The sequence below is a fragment of the Arthrobacter sp. 001422645 genome (genome assembly GCF_059816125.1).
Window position 1 is genome coordinate 36,245 of sequence record NZ_JCBANT010000006.1, and the last position, 23,112, is coordinate 59,356.

Sequence of the window (23,112 nt, forward strand, 5' to 3'; positions counted from 1 at the left end):
CCTAATTGACTGAGTCCGGGTGGGAGCCGGTGCGGAAGCCACGTTCCAAACCGGCCAGGGCCTGCATGGCGGCGTCGTCGAGGCTGAAGCCGAAGACATCCAGGTTCTCGCCGATCCGGTCGTGGGAGCTCGCTTTGGGGATGGCGACATTGCCGAGCTGGACATGCCAGCGGAGGATGATCTGCGCCGCGGTCCTGCCATGCGCGGCCGCGAGGTCCAGCACCACTGGATCCTGGAGGACCTGTCCGCGGCCGAGCGGGCTCCACGCCTCGGTGGTGATCCCGAGGTTACGGTGCAGGGTGCGCAGCTCCTCCCGCTGGAGCCACGGGTGCAGTTCGATCTGGTTGACGGCCGGGATCACCTCGGCGGTCTGGAGCAGGCGGTCCAGGTGGGCCGGCTGGAAATTCGAGACTCCGATGGCCCGGGCCTTGCCCTCCCGGTACAGCGTCTCCATCGCGCGGTAGCTCGCGGAATACAGCCCGCGCTCCGCACAGGGCCAGTGGATCAGATACAGGTCCACGTATTCCAGGCCGAGGTTGGCCATGGACGTGTCGAAGGCGCGCAGGGTGGCGTCATAACCCTGGTCGTCGTTCCAGAGCTTGGTGGTGACGAAGAGGTCCTCGCGTGAGAGCGCGGGGGAAGCCTCACCGGAACCGCCGCGGGCGTCGTCGTGGGTTGAGAAGCCGGACAGCGAACCGATACCGCGGCCAACGCCCGTCTCGTTGCCGTACATGGCGGCAGTGTCGAAATGTCGGTAGCCGGCCTCCAGCGCCATGGACACGAGTCCGGCGGCGTCTCCGGGGGGCACCTTGTAGAGTCCGAACCCCAACTGGTCGATCAGGACACCATTGTTGAGGCTAAGCCGGGGCGAGGGTTTCATAACCTCGACTTTACCGACTCCGCCGCCGCGGCTCCCCACGGCAGGCCGGATCAGGCCAGTCCGGATCAGGCCAGTCCGGATCAGGCCAGTCCGGTCCACGCCAATCGGGTTCACGCCAATCGGGTTCACGCCAGTCGGGTTCACGCCAGGCCGTCGAAGCTGACAAGCCGCCGGGCGCTGGCCTCGTCGAGGATCAGGTCGGTGGCGAGTCCCGCGGCGAGGGCGCCGCGGAGGCCGTTGAACTTGGAGGCGCCCGACACCACGCAGATCCTCCGGCGCACCTGGCGAAGCTGCGCGAGGTCGGGGCCGGTGGAGCGTTCGTTCAGGGTGATGCCGTCCGAGGAACCATCGGCGCGGAAGAACACCGTCGCCACATCGCCCACGACGTCGGAGTTGGCCAGGATGTTCAGGTCATCCTCATCGAGGTAACCGCCGGCGTACACGTGGCTGGGGTAGTCGGCGTCGACCGATCCCACACCAAAAATCGCAATGCTCATGCGGGCCTGAAGCTCAAGGATCCGTTGCACACTGCGCTCATTCCACATGGCCTTCTTGGTCGCGGCGTGGTCGAAGAACGCCGGTACCGGGAACTGTTCCACCCGTGCGCCGTAAGCGCTGCCAAAGCGCCGCATGATGTCGGAGGCGTAGGTGATGCCAGTGGTTTGCATGTTGCCCGCGCCGTTGAGCTGGACGATCACGCTGTCATGGGTGATCTTCCGGGTCAGGTGCCGGCTGACGGCGCTGAGGGTGGAACCCCACGCGACGCCGATGATGGCGTTGGAATCCACCAGCGGGCCGATGGTGCGTGCTGCCTGCATGGCCACGCGGTCCAGTGTTTCCGCCTCATTCAGCGTGTCCACGACCGGAACAACGTGCACATCCACCTTATATTCGGCGCGGATCATGCTCGCCAGCTCGGGGCCGGTGTCCAGCGGACTTCGGATCTGGATCTGCACCAGCCCCGATTCCCGGGCCGAGGACAGCAGCCGCGAAACGGTGGACCGGGACGTCCGGAGCTCCCGCGCGATGGCGTCCATGGTCAGGTCCTGCAGGTAATACAACTGGGCCGCGCGGAGGGCGTCAGAGTGGCGTGAGGGTGTCATCCCATTTCCGTTCTGCACGTTTGTGCATAGTGCTTGACTCCATTTTCCATTACTCCAAAGAATAGTGTTGAACGGCGCCGCGCCAAGGGGCGCGCCGCACAGGACGAACCCCAAAGGAGTAGTTCTTGGGACAGAAGGATTTAGCCCGCAACCAGGCATCGGCCGGCGAGCGAGCATCGGTGCAGAAGCTGCGGACGCGGCCCCACGCCCAGGTGCTGATCATCGGCGGCGGCATCAACGGGGTGGGCACGTTCCGGGACCTGGCCCTGCAGGGTGTGGATGTCGCCCTCGTGGAGCGCGGCGACTACTGCCAGGGAGCCAGCGGAGCCTCCTCGCACATGATCCACGGTGGCATCCGGTACCTCGAGAACGGTGAGTTCCGCCTCGTCCAGGAGTCGGTCGTCGAACGCAACCGGCTGCTGCGTATCGCCCCCCACTACGTCAAGCCGCTGCAGACCACCATCCCCATCTTCAGCACGTTCTCCGGAGTCCTCGCCGCTCCGCTGCGTTTCCTGACCCACAAGCAGCAGGGCGCGCCCAAGGAACGCGGGGCGTTCTTGATCAAAGTGGGGCTGAGCCTGTACGACTTCTTCTCCCGCGACGGCGGCACCGTGCCGCGGCACCAGTTCCGCGGCCGCAAACGTGCCCTGGCCGAACTGCCGCGGCTGCACCCAGGGATCAAGTACACCGCCACGTACTTTGACGCCTCCGTCCACAACCCGGAGCGGCTGACCCTCGACGTGCTGCAGGACGGCGAGAAGGCCGGCGCTTCAGGCGCGAGTGACGCGCGGGCCAGCAACTACCTCTCCCTCGTCTCCGTCAAGAACGGTGCCGGCGACCAGGGCACCGGGAGCACCGTGAAACTCCGGGACGAGCTCACCGGTGAAGTCTTCGACTTCTCCGCGGACGTCATCGTCAACACCACCGGCGCCTGGGTCGACCTGACCAACGAGGCGATGGGCTCGGCGTCGGCCTTCATGGGCGGCACCAAAGGTTCGCACATCGTGCTGGACCACCCGGAACTGCTGGCCGCCTGCAACGGCCGCGAGATCTTCTTCGAACACACCGACGGCAGGATCGTACTGATCTACCCGATGGGGGACCGGGTCCTGGTGGGCACCACCGACGTCGACGCCGACATGGCAGAGGACGCGGTGTGCACTGAATCGGAAATCGACTACTTCTTCGACCTCATCGGCCACGTCTTCCCGGATATCACCGTGGACCGGGACCAGATCGTCTACACCTTCTCCGGGGTCCGCCCGCTGCCCAAGCACGACGCCACCCAGCCGGGCTTCGTCAGCCGTGACTACCGGATCGAGCGCCGCGCCGGTGCCGGGCAGGGTGGCGGCGCCGCCGCCGTGCTCAGCCTCGTCGGCGGGAAATGGACCACTTTCCGGGCCCTCGCCGAACACCTGAGCAACGACGTCCTCGCCGAACTCGGCATGCCGCGGAAGGTCTCGACGGCGAAACTCGCCATCGGCGGCGGCGCCGGCTTCCCGGACAGCGAGGACGGCGTGCAGCGCTGGATCAAGGCCCACATGGCCGCCGGACGCGACGCGGACCGCACCGCCGGGCTCCTGACCCGCTACGGCACCCGGGCCGGGGACGTCATCAGCTTCCTCGACGCCGCCCCGGACCGGCTCCTGCACTCGACCCGGGAACTGAGCGTCCGCGAGCTGGAGTTCATGGCCCGGAACGAGCAGATCGGGCACCTCGTCGACGTCCTGATCCGCCGCACGTCCCTCGCCTTCAGGGGACTGGTGACCGGCGAGCTCCTGAACGAGGTTGCCGAGATCCTCGGCGGCCCGCTGGGCTGGGACGCGGCAACGCGGACCTCCGAGATCACCCACGCTCAGGAGGTGCTCAAGCGATTCCACGGCGTCCAGGTCCACAGCCTGGTCTCCTGAAAGACCTCGGCGGCCGGACGGGGGACGTCCGGCCGCAAGGACTGTGTGGTTCCTCTGGGGGAACCGGCACAGTTGCCGGCCGGCGGCGCCAACGCGGCGCCGGCCCAACAGCCCTTCAAACTCGCGAGGGGCTGACAACAGAAAATAGAGGAGTCAAAGATGTCTCTTGGAATAGTTTTCCTGTCCGAAGTATTCGGTACCGCGATGCTGACCCTGCTGGGTTGCGGCGTTGTGGCAAACGTTGCACTCAAAGGCACCAAGGGCAACAACGGCGGGTTCCTGATGGTCACCTGGGGATGGGGCATCGCCGTCTTCTCCGGCGTCTACGTCGCCGCGATGTCCGGGGCCCACCTGAACCCCGCCGTTACCTTCGGCCTGCTGCTCAACGGCAAGACGGAGTACGCCCCCGGCGTCCCCGTCGACGCCGTCTCCACCCTCACCTACTTCGGCGGGGAACTGCTCGGTGCCTTCCTCGGTGCCGTGGTGATGTACCTGGCCTACAAGCAGCACTTCGACGCCGAGCCGGAACCCGCCAGCCAGCTGGCGGTCTTCTCGACAGGTCCGGCCATCCGCTCCACCCCGTGGAACCTGATCACGGAGATCATCGGCACCTTTGTCCTCGTCTTCGTCATCCTGACCTTTGGTGGGACACCCTCGGGACTTGGCCCGCTCGCAGTGGCACTGCTCGTTGTTGGTATCGGCGTCTCCCTCGGTGGTCCCACCGGCTACGCCATCAACCCTGCCCGTGACCTCGGCCCGCGCATCGCCCACGCCCTGCTGCCCATGAAGGGCAAGGGTTCCTCGGACTGGGGCTACTCCTGGATTCCCGTCGTCGGACCGCTGGTCGGTGGTGGCCTTGCCGGTCTCGTGGCAGCAGTCGTGCCGATCATCGCCACCGCAGCTGCCTAACCCACCTTCTACGCACTCATTCAACAGCCAGCCCAAGACAAGGACGTCAACATGAACCAGTACGTAATCGCTATCGACCAGGGCACCACCAGCACGCGGGCCATCGTGTTCGACCACAGCGGCAGCATCGTTTCGTCGGGCCAGATGGAGCACGAGCAGATCTTCCCGCAGGCAGGCTGGGTGGAACACGATCCCGCCGAGATCTGGAACAACACCCGTGAGGTCATCGCAGCCGCCCTGTCGAAGGCGAACCTGACCCGGCACGACATCGCGGCGGTCGGCATCACCAACCAGCGCGAAACCGCGGTGGTCTGGGACAAGACCACCGGCAAGCCCATCTACAACGCGATCGTCTGGCAGGACACCCGCACCCAGCCGATCGTGGACGAGCTGGCCAAGGACGGGGGGCCGGAGCGCTTCAAGCAGAAGGTCGGCCTGCCGCTGGCCACCTACTTCTCCGGTACCAAGATCAAGTGGATCCTGGACAACGTCGAGGGCGCCCGCGCCAAGGCCGAGGCCGGGGACCTGGTGTTCGGCAACACCGACTGCTGGGTGCTGTGGAACCTGACCGGCGGGACCGACGGCGGCGTCCACGTCACGGATGTCACCAACGCCTCGCGGACCATGTTCATGGACCTCGACACGCTGTCCTGGGACCAGGAGATTATGGACGCGTTCGGTGTTCCGGCCTCCATGATGCCGGCCATCAAGTCCTCCTCCGAGGTGTACGGCACGGTCCACACGTCCCAGCTGCTGCGTGAGGTTCCGGTCGCCGGCATCCTGGGCGACCAGCAGGCGGCGACGTTCGGCCAGGCCGCGTTCGAGGCGGGCGAAGCCAAGAACACCTACGGCACGGGCTGCTTCCTCATCTTCAACACCGGCGAGGAAATCGTCCACTCCAAGAACGGGCTGCTGACGACTGTTGGCTACAAGCTCGGCGACGCCGCTCCGCACTATGCCCTGGAAGGCGCCATCGCCGTCACGGGTTCGCTCGTGCAGTGGCTGCGTGACAACCTCGGCATGATCAGCAGCGCCCCCGAAGTGGAGACGCTGGCGGCCTCGGTCGAGGACAACGGCGGCGTGTACATTGTGCCCGCGTTCTCCGGCTTGTTCGCTCCCTACTGGCGTTCCGACGCCCGCGGTGCGATCGTTGGCCTGACCCGCTTCGTGAACAAGAACCACATCGCCCGCGCGGCGCTGGAGGCTACCGCCTTCCAGACCCGCGAGGTGCTCGACGCCGTCAACGCGGACTCAGGGGTGCCCCTGACCGAACTCAAGGTCGACGGCGGCATGGTGGCCAACGATGCGCTGATGCAGTTCCAGGCGGACATCCTCGGCGTTCCGGTGATCCGGCCCAAGGTGGTGGAGACCACCGCGCTGGGTGCCGCCTACGCCGCCGGGCTGGCCGTCGGCTTCTGGAAGGACCTGGGCGAGTGTTCCGCCAACTGGGCCGAGGACAAGCGCTGGGAACCGACCATGGAACAGGCCGAGCGCGAGCGCCAGATGCGCCTGTGGAAGAAGGCCGTCACCAAGTCCATGGACTGGGTCGACGAGGACGTGAAGTAGCCCGACGAGACGATGCCTTCACTGTTAAGGGGGCCCGCCCGCTTCGCGGACGCCCGAAGCCGCTCCCGGGCCCCCTTAACAGCTCGGCATATCCCCGCCGCCCGATTCAGCCGCTCGTGCCGACTTACCTGTCGTCAGTGGGCGGTGCGCTAAAGTAGTCCTATGCGTGCGATCCTCCTGCTTAGCTAGCCGCCCGGCATCCCGACGAGAACTCGGATTGCCGTGCGGCAGCCCCTCCGTGTCGAGGGGCTTTTGTGTGTCTGGACCCGTTGGGCGGACGGCAGGGGAGCGGGCAGGGCGGGACAGCAGCCTTGGCCCGGGAGATTTATTGGCACAAGACTTGACGGTACATAAGGCTTGACAGAACAGAAGAGGCCAGCAGTGAGCGTTCAGCCGGAGACAGAGACCGGAACAGCAGCAGCCGCAGCGGAAGCACCCGAGGAAGGTGCCTACAGCTTTGCGGCGATGGAAGCCAAGTGGCCGCAGGTCTGGGAAGACCTCAAGGTCTTCACGCCCGTCGATGACGGGTCGAAGGAGCGGCGGTACGTGCTGGACATGTTCCCGTACCCCTCCGGTGATCTCCACATGGGCCACGCCGAAGCGTTCGCGATGGGCGACGTCGTCGCGCGGTACCTGCGCCAGCAGGGCTACGACGTGCTGCACCCGATCGGCTGGGATTCCTTCGGGCTGCCCGCCGAGAACGCGGCCATCAAGCGCAATGCGCACCCCAGCGAGTGGACCTACGCCAACATCGACACCCAGGCGGCCTCGTTCAAGCGCTACGCCATCTCTGCCGACTGGTCCCGCCGGATCCACACCTCCGATCCGGAGTACTACCGCTGGACACAGTGGCTCTTCAAGCGCTTCTACGAGCGCGGACTGGCCTACCGCAAGAACTCCCCGGTCAACTGGTGCCCCAACGACCAGACCGTGCTGGCCAACGAACAGGTGGTCAACGGCGCCTGTGAGCGCTGCGGCACCCCCGTCACCAAGAAGTCGCTGAACCAGTGGTACTTCAAAATCACCGACTACGCCGACCGGCTGCTCGATGACATGGACGAGCTGCGCGGCCACTGGCCCGAGCGCGTCCTGGCGATGCAGAAGAACTGGATCGGACGCTCCGAAGGCGCGCACGTCAACTTCGTGATCGAGGCCGACAGCGGCAAGCCCGCCAAGGACGTCACGGTGTTCACCACCCGCCCGGACACCCTGTACGGCGCGACGTTCTTCGTCGTCGCCGCGGACGCGCCGCTCGCCGTCGAACTGGTCACCGAAGAGCACGCCGCTGCCCTGGACGCGTACCGCGAACAGGTCAAGGCGCTCACCGAAATCGAACGCCAGTCCACCGAGCGGGAGAAGACCGGCGTCTTCACGGGCCGGTACGCCACCAATCCGCTCAACGGGGAGAAGCTGCCCGTCTGGGCCGCCGACTACGTGCTGGCCGACTACGGCACCGGCGCCATCATGGCCGTCCCGGCACACGACCAGCGCGACCTCGACTTCGCCCGCACCTTCGACCTGCCGGTCCGCGCCGTGCTGGACACCGGCGAGGAAGACCCCGCGGTCAGCGGCACCGCAACCTCGGGCGAGGGCACCCTGATCAACTCCGGCGCCCTGGACGGACTGCCCAAGGCCGACGCCATCCCGGCCGCCATCGAGATCCTGCAGCAGCAGGGCACGGGCGAGAAATTCGTGAACTTCCGCCTGCGCGACTGGCTGCTCAGCCGGCAGCGCTTCTGGGGCACCCCCATCCCGATCATCCACTGCCCCTCCTGCGGCGACGTCCCGGTCCCGGACGAGCAGCTGCCCGTCACCCTGCCGGCGGATCTCCGCGGCGAGGACCTGTCCCCGAAAGGCACGTCGCCGCTGGCCGCCGTCGAAAGCTGGGTCAACGTCGAGTGCCCCAACTGCCACGGCCCGGCTAAGCGGGACACGGACACCATGGACACGTTTGTGGATTCCTCCTGGTACTTCCTGCGCTTCGTCTCACCGCAGTTCACCGACGGCCCGTTTGATCCGGAGAAGATCAACGACTGGATGCCGGTGGGGCAGTACGTCGGCGGCGTGGAGCACGCCATCCTGCACCTGCTCTACGCCCGGTTCTTCACCAAGGTCATCCACGACCTCGGCATGATCGACGCCGACGAGCCCTTCAGCGCGCTGCTGAACCAGGGCCAGGTGCTCAATGGCGGCAAGGCCATGAGCAAGTCCCTGGGCAACGGCGTGGACCTCGGCGAGCAGCTGGACAAGTTCGGCGTCGACGCCGTGCGCCTCACCATGATCTTCGCCTCCCCGCCGGAGGACGACGTCGACTGGGCCGACGTGTCGCCGTCGGGCTCCGCGAAATTCCTGGCCCGCGCCTGGCGCCTCGGCCAGGACGTCACCAGCGAACCCGGCGTCGACTTTGCCACCGGCGACCGGGACCTGCGCACCGTCACCCACCGCACGATCGCCGACGCGGAAGCGCTGCTGGACCACAACAAGTTCAACGTTGTGGTGGCCAAGCTCATGGAACTGGTCAACGCCACGCGCAAGACGATCGACCGAGCCGACGCAGCCAGCGGCGCCGGCGGCGCTGACCCGGCCGTCCGCGAGGCCGTCGAAACTGTCGCGGTCATCCTGAGCCTCTTCGCGCCGTACACGGCCGAGGACCTCTGGAACGTACTGGGACACCCTGCCTCCGTGGCCAACGCCGGCTGGCCGACGCACGACGAGGCCCTCCTGGTGCAGGACACGGTCACCGCCGTCGTTCAGGTCCAGGGCAAGGTGCGGGACCGCCTGGACGTCTCGCCGGAGATCGGCGACGACGAGCTGCGCGAACTCGCTCTGGCCTCGGACAACGTCCAGCGCGCCCTCGACGGCCGGGGGATCCGCACGGTGATCGTGCGGGCGCCTAAACTGGTCAACATCGTCCCGGCCTAGCCGGGACCCGGCTGCCGGTTCCGGCCGGCGGCCGGCCACCATCGCGTGCCCTGACAGCAAGCGCAGACAGCAGGAGGTGCTTCGTGCCCCACCGCGACCCCGCAGGGTGGCCGTGGCTGAAGGAGCGCCTCAGCGGGTTCCGTCAGGCCGCACGGCCATTCGTCGTCCGCGAAGCGGTGCCGGCCGCCGTCGTCGTGCGGACGGCCGTGGTCACGGACTCTGCTGCGGCACTCCCGTCTGACTGGGTCCGGGGCTTGGCTGTCGACGGGCGCCTGACGGTCATCCCGATGCCCGTCATGGTCGGAACCGACATCTATGGCGAGGGTGAGGACGACATCGCCGATACGATCGCCGTGGCCCTGGCGAGCGGCAAACCCGTCAAGACGTCGCGCCCGTCGCCCGGGCAGTTCGAACAGGCCTACCGTACGGCGCAGCGGCACGGCTATGAGTCCGTGGTGTCGGTCCACATATCAGGGGAACTGTCCGGAACGGCGGATTCGGCCCGCCTCGCCGCGGCCCGGGTGGATTTCCCGGTGGAAGTTGTGGACTCGCGCACCGTCGGCATGGCGCAGGGGATGGGTGTGCAGGCCGCCGTCGCCGCCGCGGCGGACGGCAGGACCGCGGCGGACGTGCGGGACTTCACTGAGCAACGGCTGGCCCGCACCAAGGTCTACTTTTATGTGCCGAGCCTCGAGCAGCTGCGGCGGGGCGGACGGATCGGCGCCGCGGCCTCGCTCTGGGGGACCATGCTCTCCATCAAACCCATCCTCGCGGTGGAAGACGGCAAGGTGGTTCCGCTCGAGAAGGTGAGGTCGGCGGCGAAGGCCATCGCCCGGCTCAAGGAGATCGTGGTGGCCGACGCCGCCGCCCGTCCCGAGGGGCAGGCCCGGCTTGCCGTCCACCATTTCGGCAACCCGGCCGAGGCCGAACACCTCGCGGCGCAGCTGGCCGACGCCGTCCCCGGCTGCGCTCCCGTGCAGATCAGCGCCCTTCCGGCCGTACTGGCTGCCCACGCCGGCCTCGGCGTTCTGGCCGTGATCGTGGGGGAGGACAGCGCCCCGCTTCCCGGAGATGCCGGAGTTGCCAACGCTCCCGCCGTTCCGGAAACCCCCGCCTGCCCCTAGCCCGCCGGTCCCATGCCCGGCGGTCCCTTGCCCGGCGCCTCGCCCCCCGGCCCCTGGCGCCTCCCGAGGTATCCACATAGGCGCCGGTACCCCTGATGTGTGCGCCCCATGCTTCGTACGATGGGCACATGCCGCGCCACCATCCGGGAGTTCCGCCCAGTGCTGATCGGGCCAGTGCTGATCGGGCCAGTGCTGATCGGGCCAGTGCTGTTCGGCCCAGTGCTGATCGGGCCATTGTTGATCGGGGCAGCGCCGGCAGCAGGTTGTCTGCGGCCGTTGGCTCCGGGTCCGGGCTGCTCGACGCGACGCCGTTTGTTTCCCCTGCCACGAGCCGCGGCGACCCGTCTCCGCACGATCCGCCGGCACCCAGCCGAATCAGGTGGCGCACCGGCCGGCGCGCCGCTGCCCTGCTGTGCCTGTTGGCCTTGGCGCTCCTGGGCTGGTTCTGGTGGCAGACGGCCAACGGCGCAGCGGAAGTAGCCCCGCTAAGCTCCATGAGCGCCGAGGCCACCGACGTGCAGGCGCCGGAACCTGAAAGCGAATCCATGGCCGGCACGGACGAATCTCCCGGCAAAGCCGAGGGGGAGACTCCCGGAAACGTCATCGTGCACGTGGCCGGTGCGGTTCGGCGTGCCGGAATTGTGGAGTTGCCGCGGGGGAGCCGCCTGCACGAGGCCATCGAAGCGGCGGGCGGCAGTGCCCCGGATGCGGACTCCGACCAGCTCAACCTCGCGGCTGTCCTCGAAGACGGGCAGAAGGTCCTGGTACCGCGGAAAGGCGAAACCCTGCCGTCCGGGGCTGCCCCCGCGGGTGGCACGGGCGGCGGGGGCGGTCCGGTGGGCCCTGACGGATCTTCTGCCGCGGAAGGAAAGATCAACATCAACACTGCCGGCGTGGAGCAACTGGCAACCCTGCCGCGCGTAGGTCCGGTGCTCGCGCAGCGGATCGTCGAGTGGCGGGGTCAGCACGGGAAGTTCCAGCGGGTCGAGGAGCTGGATGCCGTGGACGGGGTCGGACCCAAGATGCTCGCGGCGCTGCTGCCCCTGGTCCGGGTCTGAGGAGAAGGACAGATGAAACGGCACAGCCGCTGGCAACGGTACATCGACGCCGCCGTCAGCCGGACCCCCGGGACCGTCGCGCCACCGGGCGGAGGCCAGCCCCGGCGCAGGCCACGGCACGACGCCGGCCGGTACGGCCGCTGGTTATGGCTTCGTCACTGGCTTGCGACCTTCGCACTCCTGGAGCGGGCAACCCCGGCCCGGGAGGAAAAGCTCCGCAGGATGGATGTGCGCCTGGTCCCCTCGGCATTGCTGGTGTGGGCCGCGGCGGCTGCGGGGCATTACCTGCACCCCGCGCCGCTGGCGACGCTGTGCCTGGCCCTGGTGGTAGCCGCCTCGGGACTGTTGCTGCTCCGGGGTCCGCCCGGCGGAGGGCCGGATTGCAGGGGTGGCAGGGCTGACGGCAGGGCTGGCGGCGCGTACATCCCCTTTACGGGCACTGTCCGGCGCAATTTCCCGGCGACCATGGCTGTGGCCCTGCTCCTCGGCGCGGCGGCGGGCGGCCACGCCGCGGTGGACACGTCCCGCCGGCACGACGGTGCCGTGGCCGGATACGTCGCTGCGCAGGCCGACGTCGCCGTGGAAGTGGAGATAGCCGGTGCGCCCCGGCGGCTCAGAACGGTGGGCCGTTCCGGGCTCGCGGACCGCTGGGCAGTGCCGGCGAACCTGATCGAAATGCACGTTGACAGGCGCCGCGTCCGCGCGCAGGCCACCCTGCTCGTTATGGGCGGCGCCGGCTGGGACCAGGCTGCCCCCGGGCAGCGGCTCCGCACCACCGGAAAGCTCTCGACTCCCGAGCCGGGCCAGGCTGAAGCGGCCATCCTCTCGGCAAGTTCCGCGCCGCTGATGCTCTCGGTGGCAGGGCCCTCGCAAACGGGCCCGGCCGCGCTCCGTCAGGATTTCACGGCAGCCGCCGGACACTTCGACGGGGACGCCCGCGGCCTCCTGCCTGGCATGGTCACCGGCGACACCAGCTCCCTCGATGCCGAGTTGGACGCTGCCATGAAGACGGTCGGAATGACCCACCTGACCGCCGTCAGCGGCGCCAACTGCAGCCTCATCCTGGGCGTCCTCCTTGTCGCCGCGCGCAGTCTGCGGTTCAGGCGGGCGCTTACGGCGGTCCTCTGCCTGGCGGGGCTGGGCCTTTTCGTTCTGATGGTCGGCCCGGACGCCAGTGTTCTCCGGGCAGCCGTGATGGGCGCCATCGGTCTGGTGGCACTGGCCGGCGGCCGTCCCGGACGGGGTTTGAGCTTCCTGTGCCTCGCCGTGATCGGGCTGGTGCTGGCACAACCGGAGCTGTCCACCAGCTTCGGATTCCTGCTGTCCGTCCTCGCTACCCTCGGCATCGTGGTGACGGGCCGGCCGATCATGACCTGGTTCCCGGCAGCCGTGCCGCGCTGGATCGCCGCAGGGATAGCGGTGCCGCTGTCCGCGCAGGCTTTCTGCGGCCCCGCGATTGTCCTGCTGCAGCCTCAGTTCTCCGCGTACGCGCTGCCCGCCAACATGGCCGCGGCCGTCCTCGTTGCCCCGGTCACCCTGCTGGGGACCGCCGCCGTGCCGTTGGTGCCGCTGGTCCCGGCCCTCGCCGCCGCACCGTTGGGCATCGCGGCGGCCTTCGCCACCGGCGTGGGAGCAATCGCGCGCTTCTTCGCCGGACTGCCCGGCGCCGTCCTGCCGTGGCCGGATGGTGCATTCGGCGCCGCCACGATGTCCCTCTTCTCCGCCTGCACACTCGCCGCCTGGTGGTTGCTCTTCCACCCGGCCCGCACGGCCGCTCTGGCACTGGCGGCGCATGGGCGGGTGGTGGTGTGGCTCAACGGCAGATTGCACCGCCGCGCCAGCCCCTCGGCGGCGCCGGCCGGGGCCGCGTCCGGCTTGGTGCACCGCCCGGGCCGTGGCAGGCTTAGAGTCTGCAAACAATCTTCCGGGAGGAAACCTCAGTGGCTGCTGCCCAGACCCCACGCGCCCGGTCCGCCGCGTCGAACACCGCCACCTGGCGCGACGTGACCCCGGCCGCCGTTGTGCTGGTCGGCGGACCGGAAGACTATCTGGGTTCCCGGGCCATGGACCGCGTCCGTTCGCAGGTTCGCGCCGCAGCTCCCGACGTCGAAGTCACGCGGCTCAACGCTGGCAACTATGAGCCAGGCTCCCTGGCCATGAACGTCAGCCCCTCCCTCTTCGGCGAGCAGAAGCTCATTGAGGTGGAAGGTCTGGAGGCTATGAACGACGCCTTCCTGGCCGACGGACTCAAGTACCTCAAGCAACCCGAACCTGACGCTGTGCTGGTCCTCCGCCACAGCGGCGGCGTGCGCGGCAAGAAACTGCTCGACGCCGTCAAGGCCGGCGGGTGGCCGGTGGTGGACTGCCAGCCCCTGAAGAAGGACGCGGACAAGATCGCCTTCGTGACCTCCGAGTTCAAGGCCGCATCCCGGCGCATCGATCCCGACGCCGTGCACGCCCTGGTCAACGCCGTCGGCGCCCACCTGGCCGAGCTGGCTGCCGCCTGCAGCCAGCTGATCGCCGACGCCTCCACCGGGGTGGATTCCGCCATGGTGGACAGGTACTACGGAGGCCGGGTGGAAGCCACCGCCTTCAAGGTGGCCGATGCCGCGATGGCCGGCAACGCCCCGCTGGCGCTCTCCACCCTCCGCCATGCCCTCGACACCGGGGCGGATCCGGTGCCGCTGGTGGCCGCCCTGGCTTCGAAGCTGCGCACGCTCGCGAAAGTTGCCGGGGCCCAGGGTTCCTCGGCACAGATTGCCAAGCAGCTGGGCATGCAGCCCTGGCTTGTCGAGCAGGCGCAACGTGAAGTGCGGCGCTGGACTCCGGAAGGCCTCGTCCGCTCCATCCAGGTGACCGCCGAGGCTGATGCCCAGGTCAAGGGCCTGTCCCGGGACCCGGTCTACGCCGTCGAACACGCCGTGACGGTGATTGCGACGTCCGTGCGCCGCTGACGCGGTGCGTGCAGCCCGGGTCCGCGATTGGTGGGGGGACGGGTTCCGCAAATGAATCTGCAAGCGTTCCGCGCGTAGCGGATGCTGCGCCAAACAACGTGGGCTTTAACTGGAAGTGGCCGGCACCCCAGGGGTGCCGGCCACAATCATCAGTTCGAGTGAACTGGAAGCCTTAGAGCGCGTTGACCTTCTTGGAGATGGCCGACTTGCGGTTTGCAGCGTTGTTCTTGTGGAGAACGCCCTTGCTGACAGCCTTGTCCAGCTTGCGGCTGGCGGAAAGCAGTGCGGCAGCCGCAGCATCCTTGTCGGTGGACTCAACGGCGGTGTTGACGGCGCGGATGGCCGTCTTCAGCTCGGACTTGACTGCGTTGTTGCGCAGGCGTGCCTTCTCGTTGGTGAGGATGCGCTTCTTCTGGGACTTGATATTAGCCACGTGTGAACTCTCTTTTTCAATGCGGAAAATGGTCTAGAGGGCTTTCAGATTGGCCATTGACTGAGCGGCGTGGGGATACCTATGGCGACCAACCATCTGTGGCCGTCGACCTGCACGGACACACAGCTATCAATAGTAGCAGAGACGGCGGCAGCGTGACGATTGTGCGGGCCGGTCAGCGCCAGCCGTGGCGGGACTTCAGGACGGCGGCGATGGCGCTGAAGCGGCCGGCGTCGAGGATGGCGCCCTCGCGCCGGACGTCCCGCGGGTCGATCTGAAGGATGCGGTCCAGTTTGGCCTCGCTGGGGCGCCACTGCCGGTCCCAGGGACCAGTCCCGATGTCCACGTAGTCGTCCGCCCGGCGCGCGTCGCCGTCGTGGTCCTTGCTGGTGAGCATCAGGCCAAGCAGATAGCGGCCGCTGGTGCCCACCAGCAGCACCGGACGGTCCTTGCCCCGAGAGTGGTCCTCCTCATACGGGACCCAGGTCCAGACCACCTCGCCCGGTTCGGGGCGGCCGTTGGGGGAGGGGGCGTAGCTGATCTTCGCCGTTCCGCGGAAGTCTCCAGGGTACGTGCCGGTCAAGCCGACGACGGCGCCGCGCCCGGCGCCCGGGCGCCCGCCGGTCTTCGTGCCCGACCGTCCGGGCTGGGCTTTCGTGCGCGACGGTCCGGCCTTGCCGGAGCCGCCGGGGGCGGTGCCGCTGCGCCCTTCCAGAAAGCGCAACGTGCTGCGGACTGCATTGCCGATCGAGCGTAAGTTCCATGCCATGGGAAAACCCTACCGCCAGCCGCCGTCCGGCAGCTGGCGGTAGGGCCGGCCCCGCGGGGGCGAACACAGCGCGCGGTCACAGCGGCGGACGCAGGCGCGAAAACAGGGCACGAAAACAGGGCGCAAAGATAGGGAGGCAGCATGCGGCACCAACCCAGGACAGGAACCCGGGGCTCGAGGAGGGTCCGCAACGGAATCGGGGGATGCACTCCCTCGGGTCCGGACGTGGGAGACTATAGGAACGATAATTGCGGCACGTCGCAGGATGGGAAAGCAGCATCCCCGCGATCCGTGCAACGCCACCAGTAATGCCAACAGTAAGGACCCTGCGTGTCTCCCATGGCCCGCACCGCCCCGGTGCCCGCCGCAACAGATCCGGCCATCATCCGGAACTTCTGCATCATTGCGCACATTGACCACGGCAAATCCACACTGGCCGACCGGATGCTCCAGTACACCGGCGTCGTCCAGTCCCGTGACATGAAGGCCCAGTACCTGGACCGCATGGACATTGAGCGCGAACGCGGCATCACCATTAAGTCCCAGGCAGTCCGTATGCCTTGGGAGCTCGACGGCACCAGCTACGCGCTGAACATGATCGACACGCCCGGCCACGTTGACTTCACGTACGAGGTCTCACGCTCGCTCGCGGCCTGCGAAGGCGCGGTGCTGCTGGTGGACGCGGCCCAGGGCATTGAGGCGCAGACCCTCGCCAACCTCTACCTGGCGATGGAAAATAACCTCACGATCATCCCGGTCCTGAACAAAATTGACCTCCCGGCAGCCCAGCCCGAGAAGTACGCGGCGGAACTCGCCAGCCTGATCGGCGGCGACCCCGAGGACGTGCTCCGCGTCTCCGGCAAGACCGGCATGGGCGTCGAGGCCCTGCTGGACAAGATCGTCCGCGATCTGCCCGCCCCCGTGGGCGACCCGAACGCGCCCGCCCGCGCCATGATCTTCGACTCCGTGTACGACACGTACCGCGGCGTGGTCACCTACGTCCGCGTGGTGGACGGCATGCTGCACCCCCGCGAACGCATCCAGATGATGTCTACCCGCGCCACGCATGAACTCCTCGAGATTGGTGTCAGCTCCCCGGAGCCCACCCCCTCCAAGGGCCTCGGCGTCGGCGAAGTGGGCTACCTCATCACCGGGGTGAAGGACGTCCGGCTGTCCAAGGTGGGCGACACCGTCACCAACCTGGCCAAGCCGGCCACCGCATCCCTCCCCGGCTACGCCGATGCCAAACCGATGGTCTTCTCCGGCCTGTATCCACTGGACGGCACGGACTATCCGGTGCTCCGCGACGCGTTGGAGAAGCTGATGCTCAACGACGCCGCGCTTGTCTACGAGCCTGAGACGTCCGCCGCGCTGGGCTTCGGCTTCCGCGTGGGTTTCCTGGGCCTCCTCCACCTGGAGATCACCCGTGAGCGGCTGGAACGCGAATACAAGCTGGACCTGATCTCCACCGCCCCCAACGTGGAATACGAGGTGACGCTGGAGGACAAGAAGGTCGTCCACGTCACCAACCCCAGCGAGTACCCCACCGGCAAGATCGCCGAAGTCCGCGAGCCGATGGTCTCCGCCACCATCCTGGCGCCGAACGAGTTTGTCGGCGCCATCATGGAGCTGTGCCAGAGCCGGCGCGGCGTGATGGGCGGCATGGACTACCTCTCCGAGGACCGGGTGGAGATCCGGTACCGCCTTCCGCTGGCCGAAATCGTCTTCGACTTCTTCGACATCCTCAAGTCCAAGACCCGTGGCTACGGCTCGCTGGACTGGAAAGCCGACGGCGAGCAGGTGGCCGACCTCGTGAAGGTGGACATCATGCTCCAGGGCGAGCAGGTGGATGCGTTCTCCGCGATCACGCACCGCGACAAGGCGTACGCCTACGGCGTGATGATGACGGGCAAGCTGCGCGAGCTCATCCCGCGGCAGCAGTTCGAGGTGCCCATCCAGGCCGCCATCGGCTCGAGGATCATCGCCCGTGAAAGCATCCGCGCCATCCGCAAGGACGTCCTCGCCAAGTGCTACGGCGGTGACATCACCCGAAAGCGCAAACTGCTGGAAAAGCAGAAGGAAGGCAAGAAGCGCATGAAGATGGTGGGCCGCGTCGAGGTCCCGCAGGAAGCCTTCATCGCTGCCCTCACCACGGACGAGTCCAAGGACAAGGCCAAGAAGTAGCGGTGCTCCTGATGACTGTCCCCACCCAGACAGGACCGGACCATGCCTAGCGCCCTTCCGCTGGGCGACCCGGCGCCGTCGGACGGGCTGCTGCCCGGGCAGGCGCTGGAAGGCGCCGCGGCCCGGGCCTTCGGGCTGTACGTGCACATCCCGTTCTGCGCCGTGCGCTGCGGCTACTGCGACTTCAACACCTACACCGCCACGGAGCTCGGCGGCGGGGCGTCCCAGGACGCCTACGCCGGCACCGCCGTCGCGGAGGTCGACTTCGCGGCCACCGTCCTGAAGAACAGCGGCCTGCCGGCACGCCCGCTCAGCACCGTCTTCTTCGGCGGCGGCACCCCCACGCTGCTCCCGGCCGGCGACCTGGCACGCATCCTCACCGCCGCCATCGCGGCCTGGGGCCTTGCACCCGGCGCCGAGGTCACCACCGAAGCGAACCCGGACTCGGTTACGCCCGAATCCCTGCAGCTGCTGGCCGACGCCGGTTTCACCCGGGTGTCCTTTGGCATGCAGTCCGCGGTGCCGCACGTCCTGAAGGTCCTCGACCGCACCCACACCCCCAGCCGGGTGCCCCAGGCGGTCCGGTGGGCCCGGGAGGCCGGCCTCGCCGTCAGCCTGGACCTCATCTACGGAACGCCGGGGGAGTCACTGGCCGACTGGCGCTACTCCCTGGAGACGGCCCTGTCCTACGCTCCTGACCACATCAGCGCCTACGCGCTGATCGTCGAGGACGGCACCAAGCTGGCCGCGCAGATCCGCCGCGGCGAAGTCCCGGAAATCGACGACGACGACCATGCGGCCAAGTACGAACTGGCCGACGAACTCATCTCGGCCGCGGGGCTGTCCTGGTATGAGGTCAGCAACTGGTCCCGCACCCCGGAGCAGGCCTGCCGGCACAATCTCGCGTATTGGCGCGGCGACGACTGGTGGGGGATCGGCCCTGGCGCGCACTCCCACGTGGGTGGCGTGCGCTGGTGGAACGTCAAGCACCCCACTGCCTATGCCAACCGCCTGGGGTCCGGACTCTCGCCTGCCGCCGGCCGGGAGACCCTCGATTCGCAGACCCGCAGCGTGGAGCGCGTCATGCTGGAGGCCCGCCTGAACTCCGGGCTGGAGATCACCAGCCTGGGCGGACTGGGTGACACCGGGCGGCACGCCGTGGCCGGTCTCATTGCCGACGGCCTGATAGACCCCGCAGCGGCCTTCCGCGGAAGCCTCGTGCTGACGCTCAAGGGCCGGCTCCTCGCCGACGCTGTGGTCCGCAGGATCCTGCCGGACTAGTAGTCCGCAGGGCCCTGCCCGATGACACCAAAAAGCCGGCCGCTGCCCGTTGGGGACAGCGGCCGGCTTTTTCGGTTTCGGACCGGGTGCCGGGTTCCGCGTGCGTGGGAACTCGAAGGTACGAAAGTGCAGTCTGCTATTTGATCCAGCGGAGGTTGAACTCGTACCGGTGCGGCTGGCCGCGGTTGACATGGATACCGGCCGCAACCGAGAAGCACGTCACGGCGATCCAGATGACCGTGGCCAGGACGGCGAAGATGTTGCCCACCACCGGCACAAACACCAGCAGGTTGCACAGCACGGCCGCGATGGTGGGCGGCAGCGTGAAGTTCAGGGCTTCCTTGGACTCCTGCGCCGTGAACGGGCCCCGGTCCTTGAAGATCAGGTAGATCAGGAGCGAGGGGACGCAGCCCAGGATGCCGCCGAAGTGCGCCAACGTTGCCCACTGGCGGTCCTCGTTTGCCGTCAGCGGCAGTGCATTTGCGGGAACGCCATGGTACGGGGGCTGGCCATGGCCGGCCTGGTTGCCAGTGTGTTCACGTGCGTCATCTGCCACGGTGTTGTCCTTCGGATTGCGGTGGAGCGTTGGTGCCTGGAGGTGCCAGGGCTGCGCCGGGAGCGAAGCCGCCGTTCCAAGAATACTTGCTCCGGCGCCGAATGAGGATCGCCAGGCAGCCAAAGCGCCCGGTCAGCCCCCTCAGGGCACGGTGAGGAAGTCGATGACCTCCTCCACCCTGCCCAGCAGGGACGGTTCCAGATCGGCGTAGCTGCGGACCGCGCCCAGGAGTTTTTGCCAGCCCAGCCCGACGTCCTCCTTGGTGCTGTGCGGCCAGCCGAAAGCCATGAGGATGCCGGTCTTCCAATCCACACCCCGGGGAATCACCGGCCACTTCTCGATCCCCAGGACGGCCGGCCGGATTGCCTGCCAGACGTCCACATAGGGGTGGCCGACAATCAGCACGTTTCCGGCCGCACCGGGGGACGCCATCACGGCGTCGGCGATCCGGGATTCCTTGGAATCGGGAACCAGATGGTCCACCAGGACACCGAGCCGGCGCCCGGGGCCGGGCCGGAAAGCAGCCACGGCTCCGGCGAGGTCGTCAATGCCGTGCAGGGGCTCTACGACGATGCCTTCCACCCGGAGATCGTCACCCCAGACCTTTTCGACGAGTTCGGCGTCGTGCTTGCCTTCCACCCAGATCCGGCTGGCCTTAGCCACCTGGGCGCGCTGGCCCGCCACGCGGACGGAGCCGGAGGCTGTTCTCGTGCCCGCGGCGCCCGCGGCGGCCCGGGGCGCCGGCGGCATCAGCCGGATCGGCTGTCCCCCCAGCAGGAAGCCGAACCCGAGGCGGAAGGACCGTGACTTGCCGCGGCGGTCCTCCAAGGCGACGACGTGCATCCCGCCGGACTTCTCGACGCGGGTAACGGCGCCCACCCAGCCGGACTGCACATCTTCGAGGACCATGCCGCGCTCCACGGGCACCTCGGGAAGCTGGATCTTGGCGGGGGCGGACAGGTCCTGGGGCCCCCAGTTCTGGTACGACATCGGTTCCACACTGCTTTGCGCTCGGTTTGCTACGGCGGGCTGTGCCCGAAAACACCAGCCCCAGGATGAACGCCTGGAGCGAATCCAATGCTAACAACGCGGCGACTCATATTAGACTGGTTAGCACTTAGGCATGTCGAGTGCTAACCAACATGTCGCGAACCAGCACAGCATGCGGTGCGGCCAGGGAACGGCGGCACCGGATGCGGGACAGTCGATTGGAGGTGGAGCGTGAGCGAACCACGCAAACTCGAAGTGCTGCGCGCCATCGTGGAGGACTACGTCCATTCACGGGAACCCGTCGGCTCCAAAGCCCTCGTGGAACGGCATCACCTGGGCGTGTCCAGTGCCACGATCCGCAACGACATGGCGGCACTGGAGGATGAGGGCCTCATCACGGCGCCGCACACGAGCGCCGGACGGATCCCCACCGACAAGGGCTACCGGCTCTTCGTGGACCAGATTTCGGCGGTCAAGCCGCTCTCGCCGGCCGAACGACGAGCCATCCAGGCCCTGCTGGAAGGATCCGATGACCTCGACGACGTTCTGGACCGGACCGTCCGGCTGCTCGCCCAGCTGACCAACCAGGTCGCCGTGGTGCAGTACCCGCATCTCAGCCGGGCCAAAGTGCGCCACATCGAATTCGTCCTGCTGGCACCGCGCAAGGTGCTCGCGGTGCTGATCGCGGACACCGGCAAGGTGGAACAGCGGGTCATTGACGTGGGACAGGATCTTCCGGAGGACGCCCTGGCCGAACTCCGCACGCGCTTCCTCGGCTCGCTCTCCGGGACACCGCTGAACGTCCTGCCGCAGTCGCTGCTGTCCGTGGTTGCCAGCTGCCCGCCCGCCCGGCGCAGCGCGGCCCAGGCATTGGCCCGCGGCTTGGAGGCGCTGGCGACGAGCAGCCGCGAGGAACGTATGGTCATGGCCGGGACCGCGAACCTGGCCCGCTCCAATGTGGACTTCCCGCTGAGCATCGGCCCGGTGCTGGAAGCCCTGGAGGAGCAGGTGGTGATGCTCAGGCTCCTCAGTGACATGGCCGCGGACCCGCGCGGGGTGACGGTCAGCATCGGCCGGGAAAACCCGTACGTGGGGCTCGCTGAGGCCTCGGTGGTGGCCACCGGCTACGGGCCGGACGCCACGGCGAAGGTCGGAGTGCTGGGCCCCACCCGGATGGACTACCCCACCACCATGGCCGCCGTCCGGGCGGTGGCCCGCTACCTTTCACGGATCCTCGGCCCCTGACGGGCCGCATTCCATGGCCCGTTCCGACGGGCCGGCACCAGACTTCTTGCCCAAACCGGCAGTACCCCACCGGCAGTACAAAAAGGAAGAGATACAAACTTTGAGCAGCCATTACGACGTTCTTGGAGTCTCCCGCGAAGCTACGGGCGAAGAGATCAAGAAGGCCTACCGCAAGCTGGCGCGGACCCTCCACCCCGATGTCAATCCCGGGGACGACGCCTCGGACCGGTTCAAAGCCGTCACACACGCCTACGAGGTTCTGTCCGATCCGCAGAAGCGCCGGATCTACGACACCACCGGCAACGAGAACGGCACCGACAACGGCTTCGGCGGCGGCAGCTACTCGGGCCAGGGCTTCGCGTTCCAGGACATCTTCGAGACGTTCTTCGGCGCCGGCGGCCAGGCCGGACCCGCCTCACGGGTCCGCCGCGGCCAGGACGCCCTGATCAGCGTGCGGATCGAGCTCCGCGACGCTGTCTTCGGGGTCAACAAGAAACTCGAAGTCGACACCGCCGTCACGTGCCCCACCTGTGAGGGCTCATGCTGCCGTGAAGGCAGCCACCCCGAGCGGTGCGACATCTGCGGCGGCAGCGGCCAGGTCCAGCGCGCCGTCCGCTCCATCCTGGGTCAGGTCATGACCGCGGCTCCCTGCGGCTCCTGCGAGGGTTTCGGCACCGTCATCAAGGATCCGTGCAACGAATGCGCCGGCCAGGGCCGCATCCGCAGCCGGCGTTCCCTGACGGTCAAGGTTCCCGCCGGCGTCGCCACGGGCACCCGCATCCAGCTCTCCGGCCAGGGCGAGGCCGGCCCCGCCGGCGGCCCCGCCGGCGACCTCTACGTGGAGATCCGGGTCAACAACGACGCCACGTACGTGCGCGACGGTGACGACCTGCACGCCAGCCTCAACATCCCCATGACGGCGGCGGCGCTGGGCACTGAACTTACGCTCGACACGTTCGACGGCCAGCAGGAGATCGACGTCAAGGCCGGAACCCAGTCCGGTGAGGTCATCACCCTCCGCGGACTCGGCGTCACGCACCTCCGCGGCTACGGCCGCGGCGACCTCAAAGTCCACCTGCAGGTGGACACCCCCGCCAAGCTCGACGCCGCCCAGGAAGACCTGCTCCGCCAGCTCGCGAAGCTGCGCGGTGAGCAGTTCACCGAGGGAAAGCTCGCGGCCAGCGGCGGGGTCTTCGCCAAGCTTCGGGACCGCCTCGGTAACCTGTAG

18 protein-coding genes are annotated in these 23,112 nt (G+C 67.9%); 12 read left to right on the top strand and 6 right to left on the bottom strand.

What is annotated here, in order from left to right:
• Nucleotide 1 precedes the first annotated feature (1 nt).
• Both AC6EUH_RS08365 and AC6EUH_RS08370 read right to left on the bottom strand, forming a co-directional pair.
• Complete coding sequence (locus AC6EUH_RS08365; RefSeq protein WP_499738340.1) at nt 2-880, bottom strand: aldo/keto reductase; 879 nt, start codon at nt 878-880, stop codon at nt 2-4.
• 140 nt (nt 881-1,020) lie between these two features.
• Nucleotides 1,021-1,983, bottom strand: coding sequence for a sugar-binding transcriptional regulator (locus tag AC6EUH_RS08370; RefSeq protein WP_056429560.1), 963 nt, complete (start codon nt 1,981-1,983; stop codon nt 1,021-1,023).
• A gap of 125 nt (nt 1,984-2,108) precedes the next feature.
• Here AC6EUH_RS08370 and AC6EUH_RS08375 point away from each other — a divergent pair, with 125 nt between their 5' ends.
• From AC6EUH_RS08375 to holA, 8 genes are all read left to right on the top strand, one after another.
• Nucleotides 2,109-3,893 carry a glycerol-3-phosphate dehydrogenase/oxidase gene (locus tag AC6EUH_RS08375; protein ID WP_499738341.1) on the top strand — a complete coding sequence of 595 codons (1,785 nt, stop codon included), beginning with the start codon at nt 2,109-2,111 and terminating at the stop codon, nt 3,891-3,893.
• 159 nt (nt 3,894-4,052) lie between these two features.
• Nucleotides 4,053-4,802, top strand: a complete 750-nt coding sequence (locus AC6EUH_RS08380) for an MIP/aquaporin family protein (RefSeq protein ID WP_056429557.1) — start codon at nt 4,053-4,055, stop codon at nt 4,800-4,802.
• A 51-nt stretch (nt 4,803-4,853) separates the two neighbouring features.
• Entirely contained in the window at nt 4,854-6,368 is a 1,515-nt protein-coding gene (gene glpK / locus AC6EUH_RS08385; protein WP_499738342.1) for a glycerol kinase GlpK, read from the top strand.
• A 381-nt stretch (nt 6,369-6,749) separates the two neighbouring features.
• Nucleotides 6,750-9,290: a leucine--tRNA ligase gene (gene leuS / locus AC6EUH_RS08390; RefSeq protein ID WP_499738343.1), complete on the top strand. Its 2,541-nt coding sequence runs from the start codon at nt 6,750-6,752 to the stop codon at nt 9,288-9,290.
• A gap of 83 nt (nt 9,291-9,373) precedes the next feature.
• Nucleotides 9,374-10,414 (top strand): DegV family protein, encoded by a 1,041-nt coding sequence (locus tag AC6EUH_RS08395; protein WP_499738344.1) that lies wholly within the window; start codon nt 9,374-9,376, stop codon nt 10,412-10,414.
• Nucleotides 10,415-10,677: 263 nt separating this feature from the next.
• Entirely contained in the window at nt 10,678-11,472 is a 795-nt protein-coding gene (locus AC6EUH_RS08400; protein WP_499738345.1) for a ComEA family DNA-binding protein, read from the top strand.
• Between the two features lie 12 nt (nt 11,473-11,484).
• Entirely contained in the window at nt 11,485-13,479 is a 1,995-nt protein-coding gene (locus AC6EUH_RS08405; RefSeq protein ID WP_499738346.1) for a ComEC/Rec2 family competence protein, read from the top strand.
• Nucleotides 13,413-14,426: a DNA polymerase III subunit delta gene (gene holA, locus AC6EUH_RS08410; protein WP_056429546.1), complete on the top strand. Its 1,014-nt coding sequence runs from the start codon at nt 13,413-13,415 to the stop codon at nt 14,424-14,426. The genes AC6EUH_RS08405 and holA overlap by 67 nt, the downstream gene beginning before the upstream one ends.
• A gap of 172 nt (nt 14,427-14,598) precedes the next feature.
• Here the strand turns inward: holA and rpsT are convergent, their stop codons facing one another.
• Nucleotides 14,599-14,859: a 30S ribosomal protein S20 gene (rpsT, locus tag AC6EUH_RS08415; RefSeq protein WP_024365662.1), complete on the bottom strand. Its 261-nt coding sequence runs from the start codon at nt 14,857-14,859 to the stop codon at nt 14,599-14,601.
• Between the two features lie 175 nt (nt 14,860-15,034).
• Nucleotides 15,035-15,628, bottom strand: a complete 594-nt coding sequence (locus tag AC6EUH_RS08420; RefSeq protein ID WP_056429544.1) for a type II toxin-antitoxin system PemK/MazF family toxin — start codon at nt 15,626-15,628, stop codon at nt 15,035-15,037.
• Between the two features lie 330 nt (nt 15,629-15,958).
• Between AC6EUH_RS08420 and lepA the strand changes: the two genes are divergently transcribed.
• Complete coding sequence (gene lepA, locus AC6EUH_RS08425; protein ID WP_082492676.1) at nt 15,959-17,812, top strand: translation elongation factor 4; 1,854 nt, start codon at nt 15,959-15,961, stop codon at nt 17,810-17,812.
• Between the two features lie 42 nt (nt 17,813-17,854).
• Nucleotides 17,855-19,093, top strand: coding sequence for a radical SAM family heme chaperone HemW (gene hemW, locus AC6EUH_RS08430; protein WP_499738347.1), 1,239 nt, complete (start codon nt 17,855-17,857; stop codon nt 19,091-19,093).
• A 136-nt stretch (nt 19,094-19,229) separates the two neighbouring features.
• On the opposite strand, the gene AC6EUH_RS08435 is transcribed toward hemW, so the two are convergent.
• Nucleotides 19,230-19,649 carry a DUF4870 domain-containing protein gene (locus tag AC6EUH_RS08435; protein ID WP_024368069.1) on the bottom strand — a complete coding sequence of 140 codons (420 nt, stop codon included), beginning with the start codon at nt 19,647-19,649 and terminating at the stop codon, nt 19,230-19,232.
• A 141-nt stretch (nt 19,650-19,790) separates the two neighbouring features.
• Nucleotides 19,791-20,639 (bottom strand): DUF3097 family protein, encoded by an 849-nt coding sequence (locus AC6EUH_RS08440; RefSeq protein ID WP_499738348.1) that lies wholly within the window; start codon nt 20,637-20,639, stop codon nt 19,791-19,793.
• A 231-nt stretch (nt 20,640-20,870) separates the two neighbouring features.
• Between AC6EUH_RS08440 and hrcA the strand changes: the two genes are divergently transcribed.
• On the top strand, nt 20,871-21,884 hold the full coding sequence (gene hrcA, locus AC6EUH_RS08445; protein WP_056429535.1) for a heat-inducible transcriptional repressor HrcA: 1,014 nt from the start codon (nt 20,871-20,873) through the stop codon (nt 21,882-21,884).
• A gap of 100 nt (nt 21,885-21,984) precedes the next feature.
• Nucleotides 21,985-23,112 carry a molecular chaperone DnaJ gene (gene dnaJ, locus AC6EUH_RS08450; protein ID WP_056429533.1) on the top strand — a complete coding sequence of 376 codons (1,128 nt, stop codon included), beginning with the start codon at nt 21,985-21,987 and terminating at the stop codon, nt 23,110-23,112.

Excerpts from the sequence above, each read along its gene's own strand:
- glpK (WP_499738342.1), top strand. The coding sequence starts at position 4,854 with ATGAACCAGTACGTAATCGCTATCGACCAGGGCACCACCAGCACGCGG.
- hemW (WP_499738347.1), top strand. The coding sequence starts at position 17,855 with ATGCCTAGCGCCCTTCCGCTGGGCGACCCGGCGCCGTCGGACGGGCTG.
- AC6EUH_RS08440 (WP_499738348.1), bottom strand. The coding sequence starts at position 20,639 with ATGTCGTACCAGAACTGGGGGCCCCAGGACCTGTCCGCCCCCGCCAAG.
- AC6EUH_RS08370 (WP_056429560.1), bottom strand. The coding sequence starts at position 1,983 with ATGACACCCTCACGCCACTCTGACGCCCTCCGCGCGGCCCAGTTGTAT.
- AC6EUH_RS08380 (WP_056429557.1), top strand. The coding sequence starts at position 4,053 with ATGTCTCTTGGAATAGTTTTCCTGTCCGAAGTATTCGGTACCGCGATG.
- AC6EUH_RS08420 (WP_056429544.1), bottom strand. The coding sequence starts at position 15,628 with ATGGCATGGAACTTACGCTCGATCGGCAATGCAGTCCGCAGCACGTTG.
- AC6EUH_RS08405 (WP_499738346.1), top strand. The coding sequence starts at position 11,485 with ATGAAACGGCACAGCCGCTGGCAACGGTACATCGACGCCGCCGTCAGC.
- AC6EUH_RS08365 (WP_499738340.1), bottom strand. The coding sequence starts at position 880 with ATGAAACCCTCGCCCCGGCTTAGCCTCAACAATGGTGTCCTGATCGAC.